This is a genomic window from Streptomyces sp. NPDC002138, from assembly GCF_040296485.1.
In the GTDB taxonomy this organism is placed as follows: Bacteria; Actinomycetota; Actinomycetes; order Streptomycetales; family Streptomycetaceae; genus Streptomyces.
Window position 1 is genome coordinate 32647 of the sequence record NZ_JBEOXE010000039.1, and the last position, 25310, is coordinate 57956.

The following is a 25310-nucleotide window of genomic DNA, read 5'->3' on the forward strand; positions in this document are numbered from 1 at the left end:
GCGGGTGTGAACAGCGGTGTGATCAAGCGTTGAATCCCCCGGGACCGCGAGGACACCGGGGCAGCGGAGAGGTGGAGCAAGGTGGCACGCAGCAGCTCGGGAATCGTGGCCGGGCTCACCGCCGCGGCACTGGCAGCGGTCGGTTTCCTCGGCTACCAGGCGTCGGCGAGCGCTCCGGCCCACCCGGCCGCGGCCACCAAGCAGCCGGCCGCCTCCGCCGCGCCGAGCCAGCCCGCCGCGCCGCAGGAGCCGGCCAAGCCGGGGCCGGTGCCGGCCGATTCGGGCAAGGGCGTGCGAGTGGTCTACTCCCTGTCCCAGAAGCGGATCTGGCTGGTGGGCGACGCGGGCGTCGAGACGAAGACCTTCGCGGTGGTGCCGAGCACCGTGCACCCCAAGACCGGCAGCTACTCGGTCGACACGCGCCAGGGCTCGGTCGTCGGATCGGACGGGGCCGCGGTGGAGCACATCGTGCGGTTCGCGACCACGGACGGGGTCGTGATCGGTTTCAGCGCGCGCAAGGACGGCGCGCTGCCGGAGCCGGACCCGACGAAGAAGACCGGCGGCATCCGCATGGCGCGGGCCGACGGCGACGCGGTCTGGAACTTCGCCACGATCGGTACGCGGGTCGTGGTCGTCCCGTAGCGGTCGCCCCGTGGCAATTGACCCGAACGGGTGACACGGCGAAACGGCGACACGGCTCGGACGGACACCGCCCGGGCCCGCCCCGCTCGACCCCTCAGGCCGCTTCGGACTCCGGAGCGGCCTGCGTGCGTACGGGCGCGGGTGCGGCGGGCACCTCGGGTACGGGCGGCCGCGCGGGCGGGGTCGAGACGGCGGTGGCGGCGAGACACGAGGCGAGCAGCGCGCCCATCGACGGGCCGGTCGACGGGCCGGTCGACGGGCCGGGGGCGGCGGTGGGGGCGGCGCCGCGAGCGGCAGCGGGCGCGGCCGACGGGCGGGGAACTCGCTCTTCTGCCGACATGGCTGCCTCCTGGGCGCGACCGATCGTCGAAGTTAGGTATACCTAACCGGCTCTCGGTACCATGTCATCACGGCCCCCGCCGTCAGCGCAACATTTTACCGACGGATTGTCGGTACCCCGTCGGCACGATGCCGGAACGTCCGGCGCGTAAGGGACCGCCGGGAGGCGGCCTAGGCCTGGCCTAGGCCTCCGTGGCGGCTCCCGCGACCGCGGCGAGCCCCTCGATCCCGGCGTCCGCCCAGCGCGCGCCCACCCCGTACACCGAGACCTGGCGCATGTCGTCGAGGACCTCCTCGTGGCCGACCGCGCGCGCGATCACCACGTGCAGCCGGTCGTCGGACAGCTCCTCCACCTTGCCGTCGCCCCATTCGACGACGACTACGGACTCGGGCAGCGAGACGTCGAGGTCCAGGTCCTCCATCTCGTCCAGCCCGCCGGCGAGCCGGTACGCGTCCACGTGCACCAGCGCCGGACCGCCGGCCAGCGGCGGATGGACCCGGGCGATCACGAAGGTCGGGGAGGTCACGGCCCCGCGCACGCCCAGCCCCTCGCCGAGGCCCCGGGTCAGCGTGGTCTTGCCCGCGCCGAGCTCGCCGGTCAGCAGGACGAGGTCCCCGGGGCGCAGCAGCGCGGCGAGCGCACGGCCCAGTTCGCGCATGGCCTCGGGGGAATCGATCGTGATCAGGGTCGCGCCGGTCGCGGCCTCAGCCGCCCGGTCGTGCGGTGCTTGCAGCGGTGCTTCCATGCCCGCCAACGTTAGTCGCTGCCGGGACCGCGCCCGTGCGGGCCAGCAGCTCGGTCAGCAGTGCGGTGACGGTCTCCGGGCGCTCCAGCATCATCAGGTGCCCGGTGTCCTCCAGGACCACCAGTTCCGCGTCCGGCAGCTCGGCCGCGATGGCCACGCTGTGCTCGGGCGGGGTGATCATGTCGCGGTCACCGGCGATCACGGTGACCGGGAGGTCCGCGAACCCCTGGAGCGCGGCCGTCTTGTCGTGGAGCATGATCGCCGGGAAGAACTCGGCGACCACGTCGATGGGGGTCGCCTCGATCAGCCGCTCGGCGAAGCGCGCCACGTCCGGGTCCACGTCCGGCGAGCCGAACGAATACCGCTTGATCATTCCGGCGAAGAGGTCGGCGGTGGCCCGGCGCCCCTTCTCCACGAGCTCCACCTGCGAGCACAGCGCCCGCAGCACGCCCGGCAGCACCCGGCGCACCGCGCTGACCCCGACCGAGGGGAGCCCGTACGTCACCTCGCCGAGCCGGCCGCTGGAGGTGCCCACGAGCGCGACGCCCACCACCCGGTCGCGCACCAGCTCGGGGTACTGGGCCGCCAGGGCCATGATCGTCATGCCGCCCATGGAGTGCCCGACGAGGACCAGCGGGCCCTCGGGGGCGGCGGCGTCGATGACCGCCTTCAGGTCGCGGCCGAGCTGCTCGATGCTGACCGCTTCGCCGTCGGCCTGCGCGAGGCCGCGTCCCGAGCGGCCGTGGCTGCGCTGGTCCCAGTACACGGCGCGGACCACCCCGCGCAGGGCGGCGCGCTGGAAGTGCCAGGAGTCCTGACCGAGGCAGTAGCCGTGACAGAAGACGACGGTGGCGGCCGGGGCGGGCTTGCGGCGCAGGCGGCGGCGCTTGGAGGCGTCCTCGGGCAGCTCGTCGACCTCGTAGTGGAGCAGGGTGCCGTCCTCGGCGCGGCAGGTGCCCTCGGCGCCGCGCAGGGTGCCGTAGGGGCCCGACGCGTCCAGCGCGAGGCGCGCCTTCATGCGGATCCCGCGGCCGACCGTGAGCCGCTCGACGGCCACGCCGGCGGCCGCGCCCGCCGCCACGACGCCGATCGCGGCGCCCGCCCAGCCTGCCTTTCGCCAGTTCTCGCTCACGCCGACCTCACTCAGCCAGGAAACCCAGACACTCCGGATATACCGCTCATCAGCCAGTCATTCAGCCTCGCACATGAATCACTCATGTGGATCACCCATCGAATTCATGGAACCGCTCGCACCCGTGGCACCGGTGGCACCCGTGGGCCCGGTGTCGGCGTGGAGGTGCACGCGGGGCACCCGGGGCCCGATCCGGGTGACGATCTCGTAGGCGATCGTCCCGGCCGCCCGCGCCCAGTCCTCGGCCGTCGGTTCGCCGCGGTCGCCCGGGCCGAAGAGGACGGCCTCGTCACCGGAGCGCACGTCCGCGCCGGGCCCGAGGTCCACCACGAACTGGTCCATGGCCACCCGTCCGGCCACCGTCCGCACCGCGCCGCCGACCAGCACCGGGCCGGTGCCCGAGGCGTGCCGCGGGATGCCGTCGGCGTATCCGGCCGGGATCAGGGCGAGGCGGGTGTCGCCCGGGGTCGTGTAGTGGTGCCCGTAGCTGACGCCGTGGCCGCCCGGTACGTCCTTGACCAGGGCGACCGAGGCCTTGAGCGTCATCGCGGGGCGCAGCCCGAGCTCGGCGGAGGTGCCGAGCTCGGGGGCGGGCGAGACGCCGTAGACCGCGAGGCCGCAGCGCACCAGGTCGAAGTGGCTCTCGGGGAGGGTGAGCGTGGCGGGCGAGTTGGCGATGTGCCGGACCTCGGGGTCCACGCCCTCCTTCTCGGCGTAGCCGAGCATGTCGCGGAACGCGGTCAGCTGGAGCTGGATGGAGGGGTGGCCGGGCTCGTCGGCGCAGGCGAAGTGCGACCAGATGCCGGTGACCTCGACGGTGCCCTCGGCCTGGGCGGCGACGGCCTCGCCGACCAGTTCGGCCCAGTCGGCGGGCTGGCAGCCATTGCGGCCGAGGCCGGTGTCGGCCTTGAGCTGGATCCTGGCCGTGCGGCCGGCGGCGCGGGCGGCGGCCCGTACCTCTTCGAGGGCCCACAGGCCGCTGACGGAGACGTCGACGTCGGCCTCGATGGCCTCGCGCCAGGGGCCGCCGGGGGTCCACAGCCAGCACATGATCCGGCCCGTCAGGCCGGCCTCGCGCAGGGCGAGGGCCTCCTGCGGGGTCGCCGTGCCGAGCCAGGTCGCGCCCGCCTCCTGGGCAGCCCTGGCACAGGCCACGGCCCCGTGACCATAGGCGTCCGACTTGACGACGGCCATCAGCTCGGCCCGGGGTGCGCGGGCGCGCAATGCGCGCACGTTCCCCCGTACGGCGTCAAGATCGATCTCGGCGTGTACGCGCGGCGGTGTCTCGTTCATCGCCGCAAGTGTCTCAGAACCCCACCAGCGCGCCGCTCAAGCACCCAAGGAGCCCACACCTTGACCAGGTCCCGCCCCTTTCCCTCCGGGGGCGCCTCAAACGCCGGCGAGGCTGGAACGGCCCCACCCAGCGACCCGAGGCCGAACTCCGCCGCAGCCCAATCCAGCGGCCCAAGGCCGGACTCCGGCGCAGCCCAATCCAGCCCGTCCGGCGTTTGAGGACCCGCCGGAGGCCCCAGCAAGCCGCACCGCACCCCCACTCCCCTCCGGGGGCGCCTCAAACGCCGGCGAGGCTGGGATGGCCCCACCCAGCGACCCGAGGCCAAACCCCGGCGCAGCCAAATCCAGCCCGTCCGGCGTTTGAGGACCCGCCGGAGGCCCCACCAAGCCGCACCGCACCCAGGCCGCACCGCACCCCGCCGCCCCGCCTCAGCCGTCGGCCGGGTCACGGCCGGGCCCGGTCGAGTGGACGTCCCGCCACGCCCCCGGCACCGCCTCCGCCACCTCCTGCGCCAGCACCGGCGCCCCCCGCCCCGCCCGCCTGGCCGCCAGCCCGTGCAGGTACGCCGCCACGGAGCCCGCGTCCACCGCCCCCAGCCCCGCCGCCAGCAGCGACCCCGCCAGCCCCGACAGCACGTCACCGCTGCCGGCCGTGGCCAGCCAGGGCGTCCCCGTCGGATTCACCCGCACCGCACCCACGCCCCCCGGCCCGGCGACCAGCGTCGTGGACCCCTTCAGCAGCACCGCCGCCCTGTACCGCGCCGCCAGCTTCCGCACGGCCGCCAGCCGCGCCCCCTCGACCTCCTCCCGCCCCACCCCGAGCAGCGCCGCCGCCTCCCCCGCGTGCGGAGTGAGCAGCACCGGGTGCGGGCCCCGGGCCCGCAGCGCCCCGGGGTCCAGCCCGCGCAGCCCGTCCGCGTCCACCAGCACCGGCACCCCGTCCACCGCCGCCGACGCCAGCAGCTCCGCCACCTCGTCCTCGCGCCCCGCACCCAGCCCCGGCCCCACCACCCACGCCTGGACCCGCCCGCGCCCGACCAGCGTCTCGGGATACCGCGCCAGCACCGCCTGCGCCGCCTGCGCGGGCCCGACGTACCGCACGGCCCCCGCCCCGCCCCGCAGCGCCCCCGCGACGGACAGCACCGCCGCCCCCGGGTACTGCGCGGACCCGGCGACGACGCCCACGACCCCGCGCCGGTACTTGTCGCTCTCCGCCGTCGGTACGGGCAGCAGCGCGCCCACGTCGGCGTGCTGGAGCGCCCGCGCCTCGGCCGCGTCCGGCAGCTCAAGCCCGATGTCCACCAGCCGCACCACCCCGGCCCGCGCGGCCCCCGGGTCGATCAGCAGCCCCGGCTTGTACGCCCCGAACGTCACGGTCACGTCGGCCCGTACGGCCTCCCCCGCCACCTCCCCGGTGTCCGCGTCCACCCCGCTCGGCAGGTCCACCGCGACAACCGTGGCTCCCTTCGGCACCCCCGCCACCAGCGCGGCCGCCGCCGGACGCAGGCCACCGCGCCCGCCGATGCCGAGCAGTCCGTCCACGACCAGGTCCACCCGCTGGGGCACCCGCGCCTCCACCCGTCCCCCGGCGGCCCGCAGCGCGGCCAGTGCGCCCGCGTGCGCCCGCTCGGGGTCCAGGAGCACGGCCGTCACCCCCGCGCCCCTGCGCGCCAGGCGTGCGCCCGCGTAGAGCGCGTCGCCCCCGTTGTCCCCGGTCCCCACGAGCAGCGCCACGCGCGCCCCGTACACCCGCCCGAGCAACCCGGCGCAGACGGCGGCCAGTCCGGCCGCCGCCCGCTGCATCAGGGCGCCTTCGGGCAGCCGCGCCATCAGCTCGCGCTCGGCGGCCCGCACGGTCTCCACGCTGTAAGCAGTACGCATGCCCCCAGCGTGCCAGCCGGAAGCCCGCGACCCCCGGCGATCAGCGGAGGCCGACCGCACGTCACCCCTCGGCGATCACCACCGCCGACGCCACCCCCGCGTCGTGGCTGAGCGAGAGGTGCAAGGAGCGCACCCCGAGCGCCTCCGCCCGCGCGGCCACCGACCCCGAGACCCGCAGCTTCGGCTGCCCGGTCGGCTCGACGTACACCTCGGCGTCGGTCCACAGCATCCCGGCGGGCGCGCCGAGCGCCTTGGCCAGGGCCTCCTTGGCGGCGAACCGGGCGGCGAGCGAGGCGGCTCCGCGCCGCTCGCCGCTCGGCAGGGTCAACTCCGCCTCGACGAACAGCCGCCGCGCCAGCTTGGGCGTACGCTCCAGCGACTCCGCGAACCTGTCGATCGCGGCCACGTCGATCCCCACACCGATGATCACTTCTACGAACTCGCTTCGCTCACTCCACCGTCACGGACTTGGCGAGGTTACGCGGCTGGTCCACCTCGTTGCCCCGCGCCGTCGCCAGCTCGCAGGCGAACACCTGGAGCGGCACCGTCGCCACCAGCGGCTGGAGCAGCGTGGGCGTCGCCGGGATCCGGATCAGGTGGTCGGCGTACGGGACCACCGCCTCGTCGCCCTCCTCCGCGATCACGATCGTGCGCGCCCCGCGTGCCCGGATCTCCTGGATGTTCGACACGATCTTGTCGTGGAGCACCGAACGGCCCTTCGGCGACGGCACCACGACCACCACCGGCACGTCCTCCTCGATCAGCGCGATCGGCCCGTGCTTGAGCTCGCCCGCCGCGAAGCCCTCGGCGTGCATGTACGCCAGCTCCTTGAGCTTGAGCGCGCCCTCCAGCGCCACCGGATAGCCGACGTGCCGCCCCAGGAAGAGCACCGTGTTCTTGTCCGCGAGCGAGCGCGCCAGCTCCCGGACCGGCTCCATCGTCTCCAGTACGGTGTCCACCGCGCCCGCGATGTCCGACAGCTCCCGGATCACCGCCCGGATCTCGTCGCCCCATTTCGTACCGCGCACCTGGCCCAGGTACAGCGCGACGAGATAGCAGGCGACCAGCTGCGTCAGGAACGCCTTCGTCGAGGCGACCGCGACCTCGGGCCCGGCGTGCGTGTACAGGACGGCGTCGGACTCGCGCGGGATCGTCGACCCGTTCGTGTTGCAGACGGCCAGCACCTTCGCGCCCTGCTCGCGGGCGTGGCGCAGTGCCATCAGCGTGTCCATCGTCTCGCCGGACTGCGAGATGGCGATGACGAGGGTGCGCTGGTCGAGGATCGGGTCCCGGTAGCGGAATTCGCTCGCCAGCTCCGTCTCGCAGGGGATCCGCGTCCAGTGCTCGATGGCCAGCTTCGCGATCATGCCCGCGTGGTACGCCGTACCGCAGGCGACGATCACCACCTTGTCGACCTCGCGCAGCACCGAGGCGGGGATGCGCACCTCGTCCAGGGTCAGCGAACCGCTCGCGTCGATCCGGCCGAGGAGGGTGTCGGCGACGGCCTTCGGCTGCTCGGCGATCTCCTTGAGCATGAAGTAGTCGTAGCCGCCCTTCTCCGCGGCCGAGGCGTCCCAGTCGACGTGGTACGCCCGCACGGAGGCGGCCGAACCGTCGAAGTTGGTCACCGTGACCCCGTCGCGACGCAGCTCGACGACCTGGTCCTGCCCCAGCTCGATCGCGGACCGCGTGTGGGCGATGAACGCGGCCACGTCCGAGGCGAGGAAGTTCTCGTCCTCTCCAACGCCCACCACCAGCGGGGAGTTCCGGCGCGCGCCGACCACCACGTCCGGGGCGTCCGCGTGCACGGCGACCAGCGTGAACGCGCCCTCCAGCAGACGGCACACGCGCCGCATGGCCTCCGCGAGGTCACCGCCCGCGTCGGCGAACCGCTCGGCCAGCAGATGGGCGACGACCTCGGTGTCCGTCTCGGACTCCAGCCGGTGCCCACGCTCCGTCAGTTCGGCGCGCAGCGCGGCGAAGTTCTCGATGATGCCGTTGTGGACGACGGCCACGCGCCCGGAGTTGTCCAGGTGCGGGTGGGCGTTGAGGTCGGTGGGCCCGCCATGGGTCGCCCACCGGGTGTGCCCGAGTCCCGTGGAACCGGCGGGCATCGGATGCCCGACCAGCTCCTTCTCCAGATTGACCAGCTTGCCGGCCTTCTTGACGGAGGCGAGCTCTCCGTCGGCGAGCACGGCGACGCCCGCCGAGTCGTAGCCCCGGTACTCCAGCCGCTTGAGTCCGGCGATGACCACATCGAGCGCAGATTGCGCTCCCACGTAACCCACGATTCCGCACATAGGCGGCACCCTACGCCGCGGTCGGTGCTCGGCCCGGGACCCGAACCGGACGAAAAACCCGCCCCGGCGAATGGGCCGGAGCGGGGTTGACGTCGCGCGACCCGGCACCGGCCGGGTCATGCGTCATGCGTCGTACGTCATGCGTCGTGCGTCGTGCTCGGTCAGCCGAGCTTCTTGACCTGCGCGTCGACGAGCGCCTTGGGCTGCTCGGCGTCGGTCGCCGGGGAAACCGAGTAGAAGGAGGCGAGGGTGCTGCCCTTGCGGACCACGACGAGCTGGGTGGAGACCTTCTCGCCGCCCAGGTCGCGCTCGACGGCGTACGCGACGGCCTCGTCACCGGCGCTCACCGCGGCGCCCGGGGCGACCTTGGTGACCTTGCCCGTGTCGGCCTCCTTGGCGCCCGGGAAGCCCGCGGCGCACGCGGTGCCCGCGGCCTTCACCGAGGCGAACGCGTCCGCGGCGCCCTTGCCGTCGTAGGAGTTGAGGCCGACCATCGTGACCGTCACGCTGAGGGCGTCGGTGATGGCCTTGAGCTTGTCCGCCTCGGAGGCGTCCGCGGCGGGCTTCTTGGGCTTGCTGCTGGTCTTGGTCGCGGCGTTGCCCGCGGCCTTGCCCGCACCGGCGCCCGACATGACCTGGCTCAGCGGCTGGCACTCGGTCTTGGTGGTGGCGTTGGCCGCGGCCGCCTCCGTGACCTCGTCCGGCGCGGCCTCCTTGACGACGTAGTCCGGCGCCTCAGCCTGGGTGACCAGGAGCTGCTTCAGCTCCGCGGCCGTCTTCGCCTTCGCGGCCGGGTCGGCGGCCGGCGCGGAGGCGGCGCCCGAGGTGCCGCCGCCCTTCGGCTCGTCCTTCGCCGCCTTGTCCGAGCCGCACGCGGTGGCGAGCAGCACCAGCGACACCGCCGAGGCGGTCAGGACGGAACGGCGGACGAGGGTGGAACGCACGATGAATCTCCCCTATGACTCAAATGATCGCTGCGACAGGCAGCTCGAGTAATGTACGAGTAAATTCGCACTGGTGTATCGCGATTTACGGCCACCCCGGGAATCGTGATCACCACGAGACCCGTCCCCGCCCGTCCCGGCGTCTGGAGTCCCGGTGGAGGCGGCGGCAACCGGCCATGATCGTCGCTCACGTGACCGACCACACCACCCACAACCGCCCCGGACCCCCGACAATGGCGTTGTGATCACTTCGCCGCCACGAAGCACCACGGACCCCGCCCCGGACCCCGCCGAGGACCCCTCCCAGGACCCCTCCCCGGACCGCGCAACGGAGCGCGCCGGCCGGCCGGACCGTCCCGATCGGCCCGGCCACCGCCGGGCGGACGCCTCGCCGTACGTCGACCTCACCCGGGCCGAGTGGAGCGCGCTGCGCGAGCGCACCCCGCTGCCCCTCACGGCCGACGAGCTGGAGCGGCTGCGCGGCCTCGGTGACGTCATCGACCTCGACGAGGTCCGCGACGTCTATCTGCCGCTCTCCCGGCTGCTCAACCTCTACGTCGGCGCCACGAGCAATCTGCGCGGCACCCTCAACACCTTCCTCGGCGACGCGGGCAACGGCCACGGCGCCCAGCAGGGCACCCCCTTCGTCATAGGGGTCGCCGGTTCGGTCGCGGTCGGCAAGTCCACCGTGGCCCGTCTGCTCCAGGCCCTGCTCGCCCGCTGGCCCGAGCACCCGCGCGTGGAGCTGGTCACCACGGACGGGTTCCTCTACCCGATGAAGGAGCTCCAGCGGCGCGGCCTGACCGCCCGCAAGGGTTTCCCCGAGTCCTATGACCGCCGCGCGCTCACCCGTTTCGTCGCCGACATCAAGGCCGGCAAGGACGAGGTCACCGCCCCGGTCTACTCGCACCTCATCTACGACATCGTCCCGGGCGAGCGGCTGGTCGTGCGCCGCCCCGACATCCTGATCGTCGAGGGCCTCAACGTCCTGCAGCCCGCGCTGCCCGGCAAGGACGGCCGGACCCGGGTCGGCCTCGCCGACTACTTCGACTTCAGCGTGTACGTCGACGCGCGCCCCGAGGACATCGAGCGCTGGTACCTGGGGCGCTTCCGCAAGCTGCGCGAGACCGCCTTCCAGAATCCTTTCTCCTACTTCCGCAAGTACACCCAGGTCTCCGAGGAGGAGGCCCTGGACTACGCGCGCACCATGTGGCGGACGATCAACCGGCCCAACCTCCTGGAGAACGTCGCCCCCACCCGCGGCCGCGCCACCCTCGTCGTCCGCAAGGGCCCCGACCACAAGGTCCAGAAGCTCAGCCTCCGCAAGCTCTGACGGCACCTCGCCGACCCCTCGCCGACCCCGCGCCGCCCCCCGCCGCTAATCTGCCGGGATGCTGCACGTGCGGATGATCACCCCGGAGCGCCTCACCGACCAGGTGGTGGCGCTCGTCCGGCAGACGGTCGGGACCACCCATCTCGCCGTACTGACGGGCGCCGCCCTCGATCCGCCCGGTGACGTCGTCCTGTGCGACGTGGCCCGGGAGTCGGCGGACGAGCTGCTCCTGGAACTGCGCGCGCTCGGCCTCGACACGGACGGCTCCATCGCCGTCGAGAACATCGACCTCTCCCTCTCCCGCAGCGCCGACCGGGCGGAGCGGGAAGCCCCCGGCGAGGCGGCCGACGCGGTGATCTGGGAGCAGCTGACCGAGGCCACCCACGAGGAATCCACCCTCACGATCACCTACCTGGCCTTCCTCGCCCTCGCGACGATGATCGCGGCCTGCGGCGTGGTCCTGGACAACGCGATCCTGATCGTGGGCGCGATGGCGGTGGGCCCGGAGTTCGGCCCGCTCGCCGGAATCTGTACGGGCCTGGTCCAGCGGGCGCCCCGGCTGGCCGCCCGGTCGCTGATCGCCCTGCTCGTGGGATTCGCGGTCGCGATGGCGGCGACGACCCTGTTCAGCCTGGTCATGGACGCCCTGGGCCAGTTCGAGCCGGGCATGCTCGACAATCCGCGCCCGAACACCAGCTTCATCTGGCAGCCGGACCCGTTCTCGTTCATCGTCGCGGTCCTGGCGGGCGTGGCGGGCGTACTGTCCCTGACCTCGGCGAAGTCGGGCGCGCTGGTCGGCGTCGCCATCTCGGTGACCACCGTCCCGGCCGCCGCCAACGGCGCGGTCGCCCTCAGCTACGGCGAGTTCGCCCAGATGTGGGGCTCGGCCGAGCAGCTGCTGCTGAACCTCATCGGCATCACGGTCGCGGGCACGCTCACCCTCGGCGCCCAGAAACTGCTGTGGCGCACCCAGCGGGGCCGGATGCTCCGGCCGCCGGGTGCGCCATCAGAAGGGATCGATCGGAAGGACCGGGCCAGGCCGTCCTAGCCGAGGGCGGACTTCACGACGTCGGCGAGGCGCCCCGCGATCGCGCGCGCCTGCTCGATGTCGGCGGCCTCGACCATCACCCGAACGAGCGGCTCCGTACCGGACGGACGGAGCAGCACCCGGCCGGTGCTGCCCAGTTCGCGCTCGGCCTCGGCCACCGCTGCGGCCAGTTCGCCGGAGGTCGCGACCCGCGTGCGGTCCACGTCCGGGACGTTGACGAGGACCTGCGGCAGCCGCCGCATGACCCCGGCCAGCTCGGCCAGCGTCTTACCGGTCGCCGCGACCCGGGCGGCCAGCATCAGGCCGGTCAGAGTGCCGTCACCGGTGGTGGCGTGGTCGAGGATGATCACGTGGCCGGACTGCTCGCCGCCCAGCGCGTATCCGTGCTCCTTCATCGACTCCAGCACGTAGCGGTCGCCGACTCCGGTCTGCACGACCTGGATGCCCTCGCCCTCCATGGCCAGCTTGAAGCCGAGGTTCGACATCACGGTGCCGACCACGGTGTTCTCCCGCAGCTGGCCGGCCTCGCGCATGGCCAGCGCCAGCACGGCGAGGATCTGGTCGCCGTCGACCTCGTTGCCCTCGGCGTCCACGGCCAGGCAGCGGTCCGCGTCGCCGTCGTGCGCGATGCCGAGGTCCGCGCCGTGCTCGACCACGGCCGCCTTGAGCAGGCCGAGGTGAGTGGAGCCGCAACCGTCGTTGATGTTGAGGCCGTTGGGCTCAGTGCCGATCGTGATGATCTCGGCGCCCGCCCGGGTGAAGGCCTCGGGCGAGACGAAGGCGGCCGCGCCGTGCGCCTCGTCCAGGACGACCTTCAGGCCGTCGAGGCGGTTCGGCAGGACACCGATCAGGTGGGCGACGTACTTGTCGAAGCCCTCGGTGTAGTCGGAGACGCGGCCGACGCCGGAGCCGGTGGGCCGGGTCCAGGGAGCGCCGGTGCGGTGCTCCTCGTAGACGGACTCGATCCGGTCCTCCAGCTCGTCGGCCAGCTTGTGGCCGCCGCGCGCGAAGAACTTGACGCCGTTGTCCGGCATGGCGTTGTGGCTGGCGGAGAGCATCACGCCGAGGTCGGCGCCCAGCGCACCGGTGAGATACGCCACCGCCGGGGTGGGCAGCACACCGACGCGCAGGACGTCCACGCCCGCGCTCGCGAGACCGGCGACGACCGCGGCCTCCAGGAACTCGCCCGAAGCACGCGGGTCACGGCCGACGACGGCGGTCGCGCGGTGTCCCTCGAAGGTGCCCGCTTCCGCGAGGACATGGGCGGCCGCGACGGAGAGGCCGAGCGCGAGCTCGGCCGTCAGATCCGCATTGGCGACACCGCGTACACCGTCTGTGCCGAAGAGTCGTCCCATGTTTGTCCTCCGAGGTTTCGCGTTTCGCGCAGTGACCGCTTGTGACAGGTATTTGCCGCTTGTGGCGGTAAACGAACCGCCCCGGCAGCACAGAGTGTGCCGCCGGGGCGGGATCGTGCAGACCAGCAGGCGCAGATTAACGCTTGCTGTACTGCGGGGCCTTACGGGCCTTCTTGAGACCGGCCTTCTTGCGCTCGACCGCACGGTCGTCACGCGAGAGGAAGCCGGCCTTCTTGAGCGCGGCGCGGTTGTTGTCCACGTCCGCCTCGTTCAGCGCACGGGCCACGCCGAGGCGCAGGGCGCCAGCCTGACCGGAAACGCCGCCACCCGAGATGCGGGCGATGACGTCGTAGCGGTTGTCGAGCTCGAGCACCTTGAAGGGCTCGTTGACTTCCTGCTGGTGCACCTTGTTGGGGAAGTAGTCCTCAAGGGTGCGACCGTTGATCTTCCACTTGCCGGTGCCCGGAACGATCCGGACGCGGGCGATGGCGTTCTTGCGACGGCCCAGGCCGGCGGCCGGCTGCGGGTCGCCGAAGCGGCCGGCGAGCGACTCGGAGGTGTAGTCACCCTCCGGAACGTCCGCAGACTCGGTGGTGTACTCCTCGACGCTGCCCTCGAACTCTTCTTCGACGACGGGGGTCTCGGTGGTGGTCTCGGCCACGATGCTCCTCAGAATTTTCTACGGTCTAGGGGGTGGCCGGAACTACTGCGCGACCTGGGTGATCTCGAACGGCACCGGCTGCTGAGCAGCGTGGGGGTGCACATCGCCCGAGTAGACCTTCAGCTTCGAGAGCATCTGACGGCCCAGGGTGTTCTTCGGGAGCATGCCCTTGATGGCCTTCTCGACGGCCTTCTCGGGGTTGTTCGCGAGAAGGTCGTCGTAGCGCACGGCGCGGAGACCACCCGGGTAGCCGGAGTGGCGGTACGCCATCTTCTGGCTCGCCTTGTTGCCGGACAGGTGAACCTTGTCGGCGTTGACGATGATGACGAAGTCGCCCATGTCCATGTGGGGGGCGTAAGTCGGCTTGTGCTTGCCGCGGAGCAGGGTCGCGGCCTGGGTCGCCAGACGGCCGAGGACAATGTCCCGGGCGTCGATGACGTGCCAGACGCGCGAGATGTCGCCGGGCTTGGGGCTGTACGTACGCACGGTCGTAGCCTTCGCTTCTTCAGTGATGGGTATTCCCATATGGCGTGAGACCTTGGGAACGGGTCCTGACAAGGCCACCACGGACGATCACGACAGCCCTGGTCCACAACGGGGACGCAACCCGTGTGTACCGCTGGTCATCGGCCCGGTGGACCGGCGTAAGGGCCCTTTCACGTGAGAATGAACAAGCCAATACGCATAACGAACCAGCAGGATACCCGCGATGCCCCGGACGGGTCAAAACGCCGAACGAGCTCCCGCATCCGCAGGCTCGTCGGCGCGCGCGCGACCGGGCACGGCTCCTGCCGTTCGTACGTCATCCAGGTTAACCCGAGCCGGAGCCCCGCACCTCCGCATCAGCGTGACCGCCAGCACACCGAGCGTGTAGAAGTCCTTGAACGCGCGCCGCTTGTTCTCCAGCTCGGAGGGCCACGGCACCCCCGCGATCTGCGGCCCGACACCCACCCAGAACCAGGGAGAACGGGCCACCGAGTCCTCCCGCACCGCCGACGCCAGCAGCAGCGGGAGCACCACCAGCAGGTAGTGGTCGAAGGACGGCCGCGACACCAGGAATGCGGCGAGCATCACCATGCAGGCCGTCTCCGCGAGCCGCATCTGACCGGTGTCCCGGTCGTCCGTACGGTGCCACCTGCGCCACGCCGCCCACAGCCCGCCCAGCGCCCCCGCGGCCGCCACCAGCACCGCGACCGGCTGCGGCACCCCCAGCCGCGGCAGCACGGCGATCGGCGAGGCGTCCCAGGGCAGCGCGTAGGCGTCCTGCCCCTGGAGCAGGAACGGCAGGGTCTTGGTGAAGAACAGCGTCGGGCTCGGCATCATCAGCGCCCCCGCCAGCGAGAGCCCGAGCGGCACCAGCACGGCGGCCGCCAGTCCGCGCCACTGCCGGGCCACCAGGAACAGCAGTCCCAGGGGCACCAGCATCGGCTTGCACGCGATCGCCAGACCCACCACCAGCCCGGCCGCCCCCCACGACCGGCGGTGCGCGAGCAGCAGCGCGAGCGGCAGGGCGGCCGCCGAGATGGCCGTCCAGTTCCCGATCACCACGAGGTTGATGTACGGCTTGTAACCGATGGCGAACAGCGCGAAACCGCCCACCGCGAAGCGCGAGCGCATCGGCACCGAGAACAGCTTGAGCGCGCCCCACCAGCCCAGGGCCAGCAGGCCCGACATCACGAGCGGCAGCACCCAGCGCAGCACCGGCATCGGCAGCAGCGCCTCCGGCACCGCCATCAGCACCGCGCTGGGCAGGTACAGGAAGCGCTTGTCCTCGTACGGGGAGCCTCCCGACAGGAGGGTGTCCGCGGCCTTGACCACGAAGGCGTTGTCCGAGCCCCAGTTGTGCCGCAGGCTCACGGACACCGCGATGCCCAGCACCACGGCCAGGGAGGCGGCCTTCCACGACCGGGGCGCGGGGCGCAGCAGCCAGTCGACGGCCCGGTTCCCGGAGTCCCGCTTGTCCCACTTCATGAGCCAGATGCTAGGCCGCAGGCCCACAACGCCTCCCCCTCGACTCGCACGGGGGTGGTGTCCCCCCTCAGCGCTTCCGGTCGACCCTACGTTCGTCCCACACGGGTTCCTGAGTCTCCCGTACAACACCGTCCGAACCGAAGACCAAATAACGGTCAAAAGTACGGGCGAACCAGCGGTCGTGCGTGACGCAGAGCACAGTGCCGTCGTAGGCCTCCAGGCCGTCCTGCAGCGCCTCCGCCGACTCCAGGTCCAGGTTGTCCGTCGGCTCGTCCAGCAGCAGCGCGGTGGTGCCCGCGAGCTCCAGGAGGAGGATCTGGAAGCGGGCCTGCTGCCCGCCCGACAGCTTCTCGAAGGGCTGGTCGCCCTGCCGCTCCAGCTCGTAGCGGCGCAGCGCGCCCATCGCCTGGCCCAGCGGCTTCGCCGCCTCCGTCCACAGGATGTCGACGAGCGTGCGGCCGAACAGCTCCGGGTGCGCGTGGGTCTGCGCGAAGTGACCGGGGACCACCCGGGCGCCGAGCTTCCAGGTCCCCGTGTGCTTGACGTCCTCGCCCGCCATCAGGCGCAGGAAGTGCGATTTGCCCGAACCGTTCGAGCCCAGCACCGCGACCCGCTCGCCGTAGAACACCTCCAGCGAGAAGGGCTTCATCAGGCCGGTCAGCTCCAGGTTCTCCACGGTCAGGGCGCGCACGCCCGTACGCCCGCCCCTGAGCCGCATCTTGATGTCCTGCTCGCGCGGCGGCTCCGGCGGCGGCCCGGCCTCCTCGAACTTCTGGAAGCGGGTCTGCATCGCCCGGTACCGCGAGGCCATGTCCGGGCTGCTCGCCGCCTGGTTGCGCAGCCGCAGCACCAGGGCCTTCAGCCGCGCGTGCTCCTCGTCCCAGCGCCGCTTCAGCTCCTCGAAGCGCGCGAAGCGCTCCTTGCGGGCGGCGTGGTAGGTGTCGAAGCCGGCGCCGTGCACCCAGACGTCGGAGCCCATCGGGCTCGCTTCCAGGCTGACGATCTTCTCGGCGGCCCGGGTCAGCAGCTCCCGGTCGTGCGACACGAACAGCACCGTCTTGCGGGTGGCCTTCAGCTGCTCCTCCAGCCACCGCTTGCCGGGCACGTCGAGGTAGTTGTCCGGCTCGTCGAGGAGCAGTACCTCGTCGGGCCCCCGCAGCAGCGCCTCCAGCACGAGCCGCTTCTGCTCACCGCCCGACAGCGTGCGCACCTCGCGGAACTGCGCGGTGTCGTACGGGATCGACAGCGCGGCCATCGTGCAGACGTCCCACAGGGTCTCCGCCTCGTACCCCTGGACGTCCGCCCAGTCGCTCAGCGCCTGCGCGTAGGCCATCTGCGCGGCCTCGTCGTCCACCGTCATGATCAGGTGCTCGGCCCGGTCGACGGCCTTCGCCGCTTCCCGGATCCGCGGCTGCGCCACCGATACCAGCAGGTCACGGACGGTGGTCTCGTCCCGGACGGAGCCGACGAACTGCGACATCACCCCGAGGCCGCCGGTGACCGTGACCCCGCCGCCGTGCGGCTGCAGCTCACCGGACATCAGTTTCAGGAGGGTGGTCTTGCCCGCTCCGTTCGCCCCGACCAGGGCGACCACGGAGCCCTCCCCCACCCGGAAGGAGACGTCGGGAAGCAGCACCCGCCCGTCGGGAAGGTAGTACTCCAGATGACTCGCTTCGAGATGTCCCATGCCGCGCATTGTCCCGGTCCGCCCGCGATCCGCCCAAACGGATTAGCCGCGTGGGCGGATCAGCCGCGCGGGCGCCGGATCAGCAGCAGCCCGCGCCCGGGAGCGTCCGCATGTTCCGCGCTTCCTTGCTGCGGGCGGCCAGCAGCTCGTCCGCCGGGTAGCCGACCTCTTCGAGGGTCAGCCCGTGCGGACGTACGACGTGCACGGAGGAATCGCGCACGGCGGCCTCCAGCACCTTCCCGGGCCACTCCACCGGCCGGTGCCCGTCGCCGACGTGCAGCAGCGCGCCCACGAGCGAGCGCACCATGTTGTGGCAGAAGGCGTCGGCGCGCACGGTCGCGGTGACGATCCCCTCCGCGTCCCGCACCCAGCTGAGCTGCTGGAGCGTACGGATGGTCGTCGCGCCCTCGCGCTTCTTGCAGTAGGCGGCGAAGTCGTGCTCGCCGAGCAGCGGCTTCGACGCCTCGTTCATGGCGTCCACGTCGAGCGGCCAGGAGTGCCACAGCACGTGCCCGCGGCGCAGCGGGTCCACGCCGGCCGTGTGGTCGCCCACGCGGTAGGCGTACCGGCGCCAGATCGCCGAGAAGCGCGCGTTGAACCCGGCGGGGGCCTCGGCCACCTTCCACACCCGGATGTCGTGCGGCAGCCGCCCCGCGAGCCGCCGCAGCAGCTTGTCGTGGTGCTCGGCCCACACCTCGTCGGCCACGTCGAACTGGGCGACCTGGCCGCGCGCGTGGACGCCCGCGTCCGTACGCCCGGCGACGGTCAGCTCGACCGGACCGGGCAGCCGCATGACGGTCGCCAGGGCCGACTCCAGCTCGCCCTGCACGGTCCGCAGCGTCCGCTGCTTCGCCCAGCCGGAGAAGTCCTTGCCGTCGTAACTCAGGTCCAGCCGCACCCGGACGTGCCCGGGCTCCACCTCGTCACTCACGTGACCGATCCTCTCAGCTGCGCGCTTCACACGAATACCGACAAACCAATGCAGAACGGGCCCGCCCCCGGGAAGGGGCGGGCCCGTTCAGAGCCGTTCAAGCAAGCGAGATCCCGGAGGATCAGGCCTCCTTGGTCTCCTCGGCGGCGGGAGCCTCGGCGACAGCCTCGGCGTCCTTCGCGGCGCGCTTGGTGGCAGCCTCGGCCTCACCGGTGGCGACCTGCGCCACGGTCAGGGCCTCGACCAGCTCGATGACCGCCATCGGGGCGTTGTCGCCACGACGGTTGCCGATCTTGGTGATGCGCGTGTAACCACCGGGGCGGTTCTCGTAGCGCGGGGCGATCTCGGTGAAGAGCGTGTGCACGATGCTCTTGTCCGTGATCGTCTGCAGCACCAGGCGACGGTTGTGGATGTCGCCCTTCTTGGCCTTGGTCACCAGGCGCTCGGCGTAGGGACGCAGGCGGCGGGCCTTGGCCTCGGTGGTGGTGATGCGGCCGTGCTCGAAGAGCGCCTTCGCGAGGTTCGCGAGGAGGTGCTTCTCGTGCGCGGCGCTGCCGCCCAGACGGGCACCCTTTGCGGGACGCGGCATGGGATTACTCCTTCATATCTGCACCGGCCGTGTCAGGTACCGGTGTCAGTTCCCCCGGGGCGGACGCCCCGGGAAAGTTCTCTTAGTACTGCTCGGTCTCGACGAAACCGGCGTCCGCGTCGTCGTCGGCGCCGAAGGCGTCGGCGGCGGCGGTCGGGTCGAATCCGGGCGGGCTGTCCTTGAGGGCCAGACCCATGCCGGCGAGCTTCGCCTTGACCTCGTCGATCGACTTCGCGCCGAAGTTGCGGATGTCGAGCAGGTCCGCCTCGGAGCGGGCCACGAGCTCACCCACGGAGTGGATGCCCTCGCGCTTGAGGCAGTTGTACGAGCGGACCGTGAGCTCGAGCTCCTCGATCGGCAGCGCCAGATCGGCGGCCAGGGCCGCGTCCGTCGGCGAGGGGCCCATGTCGATGCCCTCGGCGTCGATGTTGAGCTCGCGGGCCAGACCGAACAGCTCGACCAGGGTCTTGCCGGCGGACGCCATGGCGTCGCGCGGGCGCATGGCCTGCTTGGTCTCGACGTCGACGATGAGCTTGTCGAAGTCGGTGCGCTGCTCGACTCGGGTCGCCTCGACCTTGTAGGTGACCTTCAGCACGGGGCTGTAGATGGAGTCGATCGGGATGCGACCGATCTCCTGGCCGACCTGCTTGTTCTGGACGGCGGAGACGTAGCCGCGACCGCGCTCGACGGTCAGCTCCATCTCCAGCTTGCCCTTGCCGTTGAGCGTGGCGAGGACCAGGTCCGGGTTGTGCACCTCGACACCGGCCGGGGGCGCGATGTCGGCAGCGGTGACCAGGCCGGGACCCTGCTTGCGCAGGTACATCACGACCGGCTCGTCGTGCTCCGAGGAGACGACCAGCTGCTTGATGTTGAGGATGAGGTCGGTGACGTCTTCCTTGACACCCGGCACGGTGGTGAACTCGTGCAGGACGCCGTCCACGCGGATGCTGGTGACAGCGGCACCCGGGATCGAGGACAGGAGCGTGCGGCGGAGCGAGTTGCCGAGGGTGTAACCGAAGCCCGGCTCGAGCGGCTCGATCACGAACCGCGAGCGGTACTCGTCGACGACCTCTTCGGTCAGCGACGGACGCTGAGCGATAAGCATGTGTGTGTTCCTTCAGTCGTGGACGCCCACTATTTGACGTCCTACGGGCACTACGTACAGCAAGGGTACGGGCGGCACGTCCCCCGCGAGGGGTTCGTACCGCCCGGACACTCAAAGACGCACAGGCGTCGCTGCGTCAGACGCGGCGGCGCTTCGGCGGGCGGCAACCGTTGTGCGGGGTGGGGGTGACGTCCTGGATCGAACCGACCTCGAGGCCAGTGGCCTGGAGCGAGCGGATCGCGGTCTCGCGGCCGGAGCCCGGACCCTTGACGAAGACGTCAACCTTGCGCATGCCGTGCTCCTGCGCGCGGCGGGCGGCCGACTCGGCGGCCATCTGCGCGGCGAAGGGGGTGGACTTGCGCGAGCCCTTGAAGCCGACGTGGCCGGCGGAGGCCCAGGAGATCACGTTGCCCGCGGGGTCCGTGATCGAAACGATGGTGTTGTTGAACGTGCTCTTGATGTGGGCGTGCCCATGAGCGACGTTCTTCTTTTCCTTGCGGCGCACCTTCTTGGCAGCGCCCTGACGACCCTTGGGGGGCATCTAAATCTCCTACGGGAGGTGGTCGGTCCTACAGCGAAGACCGCTGAGTAAGCGTCCGGCTGAGGACTACTTCTTGCCCGGCTTCTTCTTACCGGCGATCGCGCGACGCGGACCCTTGCGGGTACGGGCGTTCGTGCTGGTGCGCTGACCGTGCACGGGCAGGCCGCGACGGTGACGGACACCCTGGTAGCACTGGATCTCGACCTTGCGGCGGATGTCGGCCTGGATCTCGCGGCGGAGGTCACCCTCGGTGCGGAGGTTGGCGTCCACGTACTCGCGGATCTTGACGAGGTCCTCTTCGGCCAGGTCACGAACGCGGGTGTCGGGGTTCACACCGGTGGCCGCAAGGATCTCCTTGGACCGGGTGCGACCGACACCGAAGACGTAGGTAAGTGCGATCTCCACACGCTTTTCGCGCGGGATGTCAACACCGGAAACGCGTGCCATTCAATGGCTCCTGTGTGTTCGGGGGTCTTCAGCAGAACCGAACCCCGACCGCCGACCACACCTGTTGGGTGGTGGTACGCCCGGGTCCCCGGCCCCCGCCGGAGGTGCCGCCGGCCCTGGTCGGGGCTAGGCGGGTTCTGCGTATGTACGTTTTCTTACGTCGCGCGAAGAACTGCGGAAGGCAGGTCGGTCGGCGTGCGTCAGCCCTGGCGCTGCTTGTGGCGCAGGTTGTCGCAGATGACCATGACCCGACCGTGACGGCGGATCACCTTGCACTTGTCGCAGATCTTCTTGACGCTCGGCTTGACCTTCATGTTGGTGAGGTTCTCCGGGTCAGTGCCACCACCCGCACCGGGACGGATGCCCAGGCAGGAGTGAGGACAAGATCTACTTGTATCGGTAGACGATCCGGCCACGCGTCAGGTCGTACGGAGACAGCTCCACGACGACCCGGTCATCAGGGAGGATGCGGATGTAGTGCATGCGCATCTTGCCGCTGATGTGCGCGAGGACTTTGTGACCGTTCTGGAGTTCCACCTTGAACATCGCGTTCGGGAGGGACTCGATCACGGTGCCCTCGATTTCGATGGCACCTTGCTTCTTGGCCACGCTTCGCCTTTCGAATCGGCTACCTTGATCGGCCTCGCGCCCATGCAGGCATGGAAGTGCACGAGAGCCGACGAGTCAGTCTACGTCAGGGCACCCAGAAAGACGAATCCGGAAAGTTTGCCCCGAAGTCTAGATCATTAACCGAGGGGGTCCGGCGCCGTGGTGACCCCGTACTCCGCCAGCTTCGCCTTGCCGCAGTCCGGAGAGGTCAGGACGATGGGTCCGGCCTCGGTGAGAGCGATGGAGTGCTCCCAGTGGGAGGACCAGGTGCCGTCGGTCGTGATGACGGTCCAGTCGTCCGCCAGGACCTCCGTCTGGGCGGTGCCCAGGGAGACCATGGGCTCGATCGCCAGGCAGACGCCCGGGACCAGCTTGATGCCCTTGCCCCGCTTGCGCGAGACGTAGTTCAGCAGGTGGGGGTCCATGTGCATCTCGGACCCGATGCCGTGGCCGCCGTAGTCCTCGATGATCCCGAACTTGCCGAGGCTGTGCTCACCGGTGGTCGGCCGCGGCTGGCGCTTGATGTAGGTCTCGATCGCCTTGGAGATGTCCACGAGGCGGTTGCCGAGCTTCATGGCGGCGATGCCCGCCCACATCGACTCCTCGGTCACCCGGGAGAGCTCCACGAGCTCGGGCGCGTGCCCGGTGCCCACGAAGGCGGTGTAGGCGGCGTCGCCGTGCCAGCCGTCGATGATCGCGCCCGCGTCGATCGAGATGATGTCGCCGTCCTTGAGGACGGTCTTGTCGTCCGGGATGCCGTGGACGACGACCTCGTTGACCGAGGTGCAGATGGTCGCGGGGAACCCGCCGTACCCGAGGAAGTTCGACTTCGCTCCGGCGTCGGCGATCACCTTGCGCGCGACCATGTCCAGGTCCCGCGTCGTGGCGCCCGGCACGGCCGCCTCACGGGTGGCGGCGTGAATGGCGGCGACGACCAGTCCGGCCTCCCGCATCTTCGCGATCTGCTCGGGGGTCTTCAGCTGGACCATGAACGTGCCTTCCCTCATTCGCGGCTGAACCGCCGCCGCTCTCGCGGAGGTGGTTGATCTCCGCTGTGGTTCCTCAATTATTGGCTCACGTCCCGAAAACCGTCACGCAGACGGCCGCGGGCCCCCGAAGGGACACCGCGGCCGGTACGGCAAAGAGGGGGAGCTACTTCTTCAGGGCGTCCATCGCGCGCTGCGTGACGTCCTTGACCTCGCCGAGGGCGGGGATCGTCACGAGCAGGCCCTGGGCCTTGTAGTAGTCGATGATCGGCTCGGTCTGCGTGTGGTAGACGTCGAGGCGGTTGCGCACCGTGGCCTCGGAGTCGTCGTCGCGCAGGTAGAGCTCGCCACCACACACATCGCACACCCCGTCGACCTTCGGCGGCTTGTAGTCGATGTGGAAGATGTGCTTGTTGTCGTTGCGGCAGGTACGCCGTCCGGCGATCCGCTTCACGACCTCGTCCTCCTCGACCTCCAGGTCGAGGACGGCGTCGAGCTTGATGCCCTGCGCCTTGAGGATGTCGTCCAGCGCCTCGGCCTGGGAGACGTTGCGCGGGAAGCCGTCGAGCAGGAAGCCGTTCGCGGCGTCCGGCTGCTCCATACGGTCCTTCGCCATGTCGATCGTGACCTCGTCCGGGACGAGGTCACCCTTCGACATGTAGGACTGGGCGCGCCGGCCCAGCTCCGTCTTCTGGCTGATGTTCGCGCGGAACAGGTCGCCCGTGGAGATGTGCGGGATGGACAGGGTCTCGGCAAGCACGGTTGCCTGCGTTCCCTTGCCCGCACCAGGAGGTCCGACGAGGACAATACGCATCAGCGGAGGAACCCTTCGTAATTGCGCTGCTGGAGCTGGCTCTCGATCTGCTTCACGGTCTCCAGACCCACACCCACGATGATCAGGATGCTCGTCCCGCCGAACGGGAAGTTCTGGTTCGCGCCGAAGCCCGCCAACGCCATCGTCGGCACAAGAGCGATGAGTCCCAGGTACAGCGACCCCGGCCAGGTGATCCGGTTGAGCACGTAGCTCAGGTACTCGGCAGTGGGTCGGCCAGCCCGGATGCCCGGGATGAAGCCACCATACTTCTTCATGTTGTCTGCAACTTCCTCGGGGTTGAACGAGATCGCCACGTAGAAGAACGCGAAGAACACGATCAGGAGGAAGTAGGCAGCGATGTAGTAGGGGTGGTCGCCCTTGACGAAGTGCTGCTGGATCCAGACGGCCCAGCCGGCCTTCGAGCCGCTGAACTGAACGATCAGGGCCGGGATGTAGAGCAGCGACGAGGCGAAGATGACGGGGATGACGCCCGCCTGGTTCACCTTGAGCGGGATGTAGGTCGAGGTCCCGCCGTACGCGCGGCGCCCGATCATGCGCTTCGCGTACTGCACCGGGATCCGGCGCTGGGCCTGCTCGACGAAGACCACGAGGGCCACCATCGCGAGACCCACCAGGATGACCACGCCGAACTCGACCCAGCCACCGGCGATCTTGCCCTGGAGCTTGATGGTCCACAGGGCGCTGACGAAGCCGGCGGCGATCGAGATGAACATGAGGATCGACATGCCGTTGCCGATGCCGCGGTCGGTGACGAGCTCACCGAGCCACATGACGACACAGGTGCCGGCGGTCATGGTGATGACCATGGTGACCATGGTGAAGATCGAGCGGTCCGGGACGATCTTGCTGGCGACCTGGCAGCCCTGGAACAGGGCGCCGCTCTTGGCGGTGGCCACGAGGCCGGTGCCTTGGAGGATCGCGAGTGCGACCGTCAGATAGCGCGTGTACTGAGTGATCTTCGCCGTGCCGGACTGACCCTCTTTTTTGAGGTTCTCCAGCTTCGGGATGACCACGGTCAGCAGCTGCAGGATGATGCTCGCCGTGATGTACGGCATGATGCCGAGCGCGAAGATCGTGATCTGCAGCAGCGCACCGCCGCTGAACATGTTGACGAGGCCGAACAGGCTGTTACTGCTGCCCGCGGCCTCGACACAGATCTGAACGTTCTTGTAGCTCACGCCGGGTACCGGGATGTGGGACCCGAGCCGGAACAGCACGATGATGCCGAGCGTGAAGAGCAGCTTCTTGCGCAGGTCGGGCGTCTTGAACGCCCGGGCGAACGCGGTGAGCACGGTGCCTCCTGCGACCCCCGCGCTACTGCGTCAGAGGTGACGGTCTGAGGGATCGACGAATACGACAAAGCAAAGGTGCAGGCCACCATACCGGCGACACGGCCCCCCTAGGAACGACCAACCGGGGATGCCCCATATGTGAGGCATCCCCGGTCGGGTTTCTAGCTATAAATCACTGGGTTCGTCTTAGACGAGCTCAGTGACAGTGCCACCAGCGGCGGCAATCTTCTCCTTGGCGGTACCGGAGACGGCGTCAACCGAAACCTGCAGCGCCACGGAGATCTCGCCCTGTCCGAGGACCTTGACGAGGCTGTTCTTACGAACCGCGCCCTTGGCGACCAGGTCGGCCACCGTGACCTCTCCACCCTCGGGGTAGAGAGCGCCGAGCTTGTCCAGGTTGACAACCTGGAACTCGGTGCGGAACGGGTTCTTGAAGCCCTTGAGCTTCGGCAGGCGCATGTGGAGGGGCATCTGCCCACCCTCGAAGCGCACCGGGATCTGGTAACGGGCCTTCTGGCCCTTCGTACCACGACCAGCCGTCTTACCCTTCGACGCCTCACCACGACCGACACGGGTCTTCGCGGTCTTGGCACCGGGGGCGGGACGGAGGTTGTGGGCCTTCAGCGGGCTGTTCTCAGCCATG

At 70.5% G+C, this 25310-nt stretch carries 27 protein-coding genes; 3 read left to right on the forward strand and 24 right to left on the reverse strand.

What is annotated here, in order from left to right; genetic code table 11:
* The first annotated feature begins 81 nt into the window (after positions 1-81).
* Positions 82-642: a hypothetical protein gene (locus tag ABT084_RS24115; protein WP_351047538.1), complete on the forward strand. Its 561-nt coding sequence runs from the start codon at positions 82-84 to the stop codon at positions 640-642.
* A gap of 94 nt (positions 643-736) precedes the next feature.
* Here ABT084_RS24115 and ABT084_RS24120 read toward each other — a convergent pair whose 3' ends face one another.
* From ABT084_RS24120 to ABT084_RS24155, 8 genes are all read right to left on the reverse strand, one after another.
* On the reverse strand, positions 737-982 hold the full coding sequence (locus ABT084_RS24120) for a hypothetical protein (RefSeq protein ID WP_351047539.1): 246 nt from the start codon (positions 980-982) through the stop codon (positions 737-739).
* A gap of 181 nt (positions 983-1163) precedes the next feature.
* Complete coding sequence (tsaE, locus tag ABT084_RS24125; protein ID WP_351047542.1) at positions 1164-1727, reverse strand: tRNA (adenosine(37)-N6)-threonylcarbamoyltransferase complex ATPase subunit type 1 TsaE; 564 nt, start codon at positions 1725-1727, stop codon at positions 1164-1166.
* Positions 1687-2859, reverse strand: a complete 1173-nt coding sequence (locus ABT084_RS24130) for an alpha/beta fold hydrolase (protein WP_351047545.1) — start codon at positions 2857-2859, stop codon at positions 1687-1689. The genes tsaE and ABT084_RS24130 overlap by 41 nt, the downstream gene beginning before the upstream one ends.
* A gap of 78 nt (positions 2860-2937) precedes the next feature.
* Complete coding sequence (alr, locus tag ABT084_RS24135; RefSeq protein ID WP_351047548.1) at positions 2938-4152, reverse strand: alanine racemase; 1215 nt, start codon at positions 4150-4152, stop codon at positions 2938-2940.
* Positions 4153-4581: 429 nt separating this feature from the next.
* Positions 4582-6033, reverse strand: coding sequence for an NAD(P)H-hydrate dehydratase (locus ABT084_RS24140; protein ID WP_351047551.1), 1452 nt, complete (start codon positions 6031-6033; stop codon positions 4582-4584).
* A 61-nt stretch (positions 6034-6094) separates the two neighbouring features.
* Positions 6095-6463, reverse strand: coding sequence for a holo-ACP synthase (locus ABT084_RS24145; RefSeq protein ID WP_351047553.1), 369 nt, complete (start codon positions 6461-6463; stop codon positions 6095-6097).
* A 19-nt stretch (positions 6464-6482) separates the two neighbouring features.
* A complete protein-coding gene (glmS, locus tag ABT084_RS24150) occupies positions 6483-8333 on the reverse strand; it encodes a glutamine--fructose-6-phosphate transaminase (isomerizing) (protein WP_351047556.1) in 1851 nt (616 codons plus the stop codon).
* Between the two features lie 161 nt (positions 8334-8494).
* Positions 8495-9277, reverse strand: coding sequence for a hypothetical protein (locus tag ABT084_RS24155; RefSeq protein ID WP_351047558.1), 783 nt, complete (start codon positions 9275-9277; stop codon positions 8495-8497).
* A gap of 241 nt (positions 9278-9518) precedes the next feature.
* Between ABT084_RS24155 and coaA the strand changes: the two genes are divergently transcribed.
* Both coaA and ABT084_RS24165 read left to right on the forward strand, forming a co-directional pair.
* Complete coding sequence (gene coaA, locus ABT084_RS24160) at positions 9519-10610, forward strand: type I pantothenate kinase (RefSeq protein WP_351047561.1); 1092 nt, start codon at positions 9519-9521, stop codon at positions 10608-10610.
* Between the two features lie 58 nt (positions 10611-10668).
* A complete protein-coding gene (locus ABT084_RS24165) occupies positions 10669-11658 on the forward strand; it encodes a DUF389 domain-containing protein (RefSeq protein WP_351047563.1) in 990 nt (329 codons plus the stop codon).
* On the opposite strand, the gene glmM is transcribed toward ABT084_RS24165, so the two are convergent.
* The 16 genes from glmM to rplO form a co-directional block, all read right to left on the reverse strand.
* Positions 11655-13013, reverse strand: coding sequence for a phosphoglucosamine mutase (gene glmM / locus ABT084_RS24170; protein ID WP_351047566.1), 1359 nt, complete (start codon positions 13011-13013; stop codon positions 11655-11657). The genes ABT084_RS24165 and glmM overlap by 4 nt on opposite strands.
* Before the next feature lie 136 nt (positions 13014-13149).
* Positions 13150-13674: a 30S ribosomal protein S9 gene (rpsI, locus tag ABT084_RS24175; protein WP_351047569.1), complete on the reverse strand. Its 525-nt coding sequence runs from the start codon at positions 13672-13674 to the stop codon at positions 13150-13152.
* Between the two features lie 42 nt (positions 13675-13716).
* Positions 13717-14160, reverse strand: coding sequence for a 50S ribosomal protein L13 (rplM, locus tag ABT084_RS24180; protein ID WP_283455924.1), 444 nt, complete (start codon positions 14158-14160; stop codon positions 13717-13719).
* A gap of 237 nt (positions 14161-14397) precedes the next feature.
* Complete coding sequence (locus tag ABT084_RS24185) at positions 14398-15645, reverse strand: glycosyltransferase family 87 protein (protein WP_351047571.1); 1248 nt, start codon at positions 15643-15645, stop codon at positions 14398-14400.
* A gap of 67 nt (positions 15646-15712) precedes the next feature.
* A complete protein-coding gene (locus ABT084_RS24190) occupies positions 15713-17341 on the reverse strand; it encodes an ATP-binding cassette domain-containing protein (RefSeq protein ID WP_351047574.1) in 1629 nt (542 codons plus the stop codon).
* A 70-nt stretch (positions 17342-17411) separates the two neighbouring features.
* Complete coding sequence (gene truA, locus ABT084_RS24195) at positions 17412-18263, reverse strand: tRNA pseudouridine(38-40) synthase TruA (protein ID WP_351047577.1); 852 nt, start codon at positions 18261-18263, stop codon at positions 17412-17414.
* A 121-nt stretch (positions 18264-18384) separates the two neighbouring features.
* Complete coding sequence (gene rplQ / locus ABT084_RS24200) at positions 18385-18852, reverse strand: 50S ribosomal protein L17 (RefSeq protein WP_330332038.1); 468 nt, start codon at positions 18850-18852, stop codon at positions 18385-18387.
* Positions 18853-18934: 82 nt separating this feature from the next.
* Complete coding sequence (locus ABT084_RS24205) at positions 18935-19957, reverse strand: DNA-directed RNA polymerase subunit alpha (RefSeq protein ID WP_283521070.1); 1023 nt, start codon at positions 19955-19957, stop codon at positions 18935-18937.
* 136 nt (positions 19958-20093) lie between these two features.
* Complete coding sequence (gene rpsK, locus ABT084_RS24210) at positions 20094-20498, reverse strand: 30S ribosomal protein S11 (protein WP_006376016.1); 405 nt, start codon at positions 20496-20498, stop codon at positions 20094-20096.
* 66 nt (positions 20499-20564) lie between these two features.
* The gene (rpsM, locus tag ABT084_RS24215; protein WP_053682609.1) at positions 20565-20945 is read right to left on the reverse strand and encodes a 30S ribosomal protein S13; all 381 of its coding nucleotides are present in this window, start codon (positions 20943-20945) and stop codon (positions 20565-20567) included.
* A 200-nt stretch (positions 20946-21145) separates the two neighbouring features.
* Positions 21146-21259 (reverse strand): 50S ribosomal protein L36, encoded by a 114-nt coding sequence (gene rpmJ / locus ABT084_RS24220; RefSeq protein WP_003956441.1) that lies wholly within the window; start codon positions 21257-21259, stop codon positions 21146-21148.
* Between the two features lie 73 nt (positions 21260-21332).
* Positions 21333-21554 (reverse strand): translation initiation factor IF-1, encoded by a 222-nt coding sequence (gene infA, locus ABT084_RS24225; RefSeq protein WP_003956442.1) that lies wholly within the window; start codon positions 21552-21554, stop codon positions 21333-21335.
* 137 nt (positions 21555-21691) lie between these two features.
* Complete coding sequence (map, locus tag ABT084_RS24230) at positions 21692-22543, reverse strand: type I methionyl aminopeptidase (RefSeq protein ID WP_330332037.1); 852 nt, start codon at positions 22541-22543, stop codon at positions 21692-21694.
* A 163-nt stretch (positions 22544-22706) separates the two neighbouring features.
* A complete protein-coding gene (locus ABT084_RS24235; RefSeq protein WP_351047582.1) occupies positions 22707-23354 on the reverse strand; it encodes an adenylate kinase in 648 nt (215 codons plus the stop codon).
* Entirely contained in the window at positions 23354-24667 is a 1314-nt protein-coding gene (gene secY, locus ABT084_RS24240; protein ID WP_351047585.1) for a preprotein translocase subunit SecY, read from the reverse strand. Before secY ends, ABT084_RS24235 begins: the two co-directional genes overlap by 1 nt.
* A 186-nt stretch (positions 24668-24853) precedes the next feature.
* Positions 24854-25309, reverse strand: a complete 456-nt coding sequence (gene rplO / locus ABT084_RS24245) for a 50S ribosomal protein L15 (RefSeq protein WP_351047588.1) — start codon at positions 25307-25309, stop codon at positions 24854-24856.
* Position 25310 lies beyond the last annotated feature (1 nt).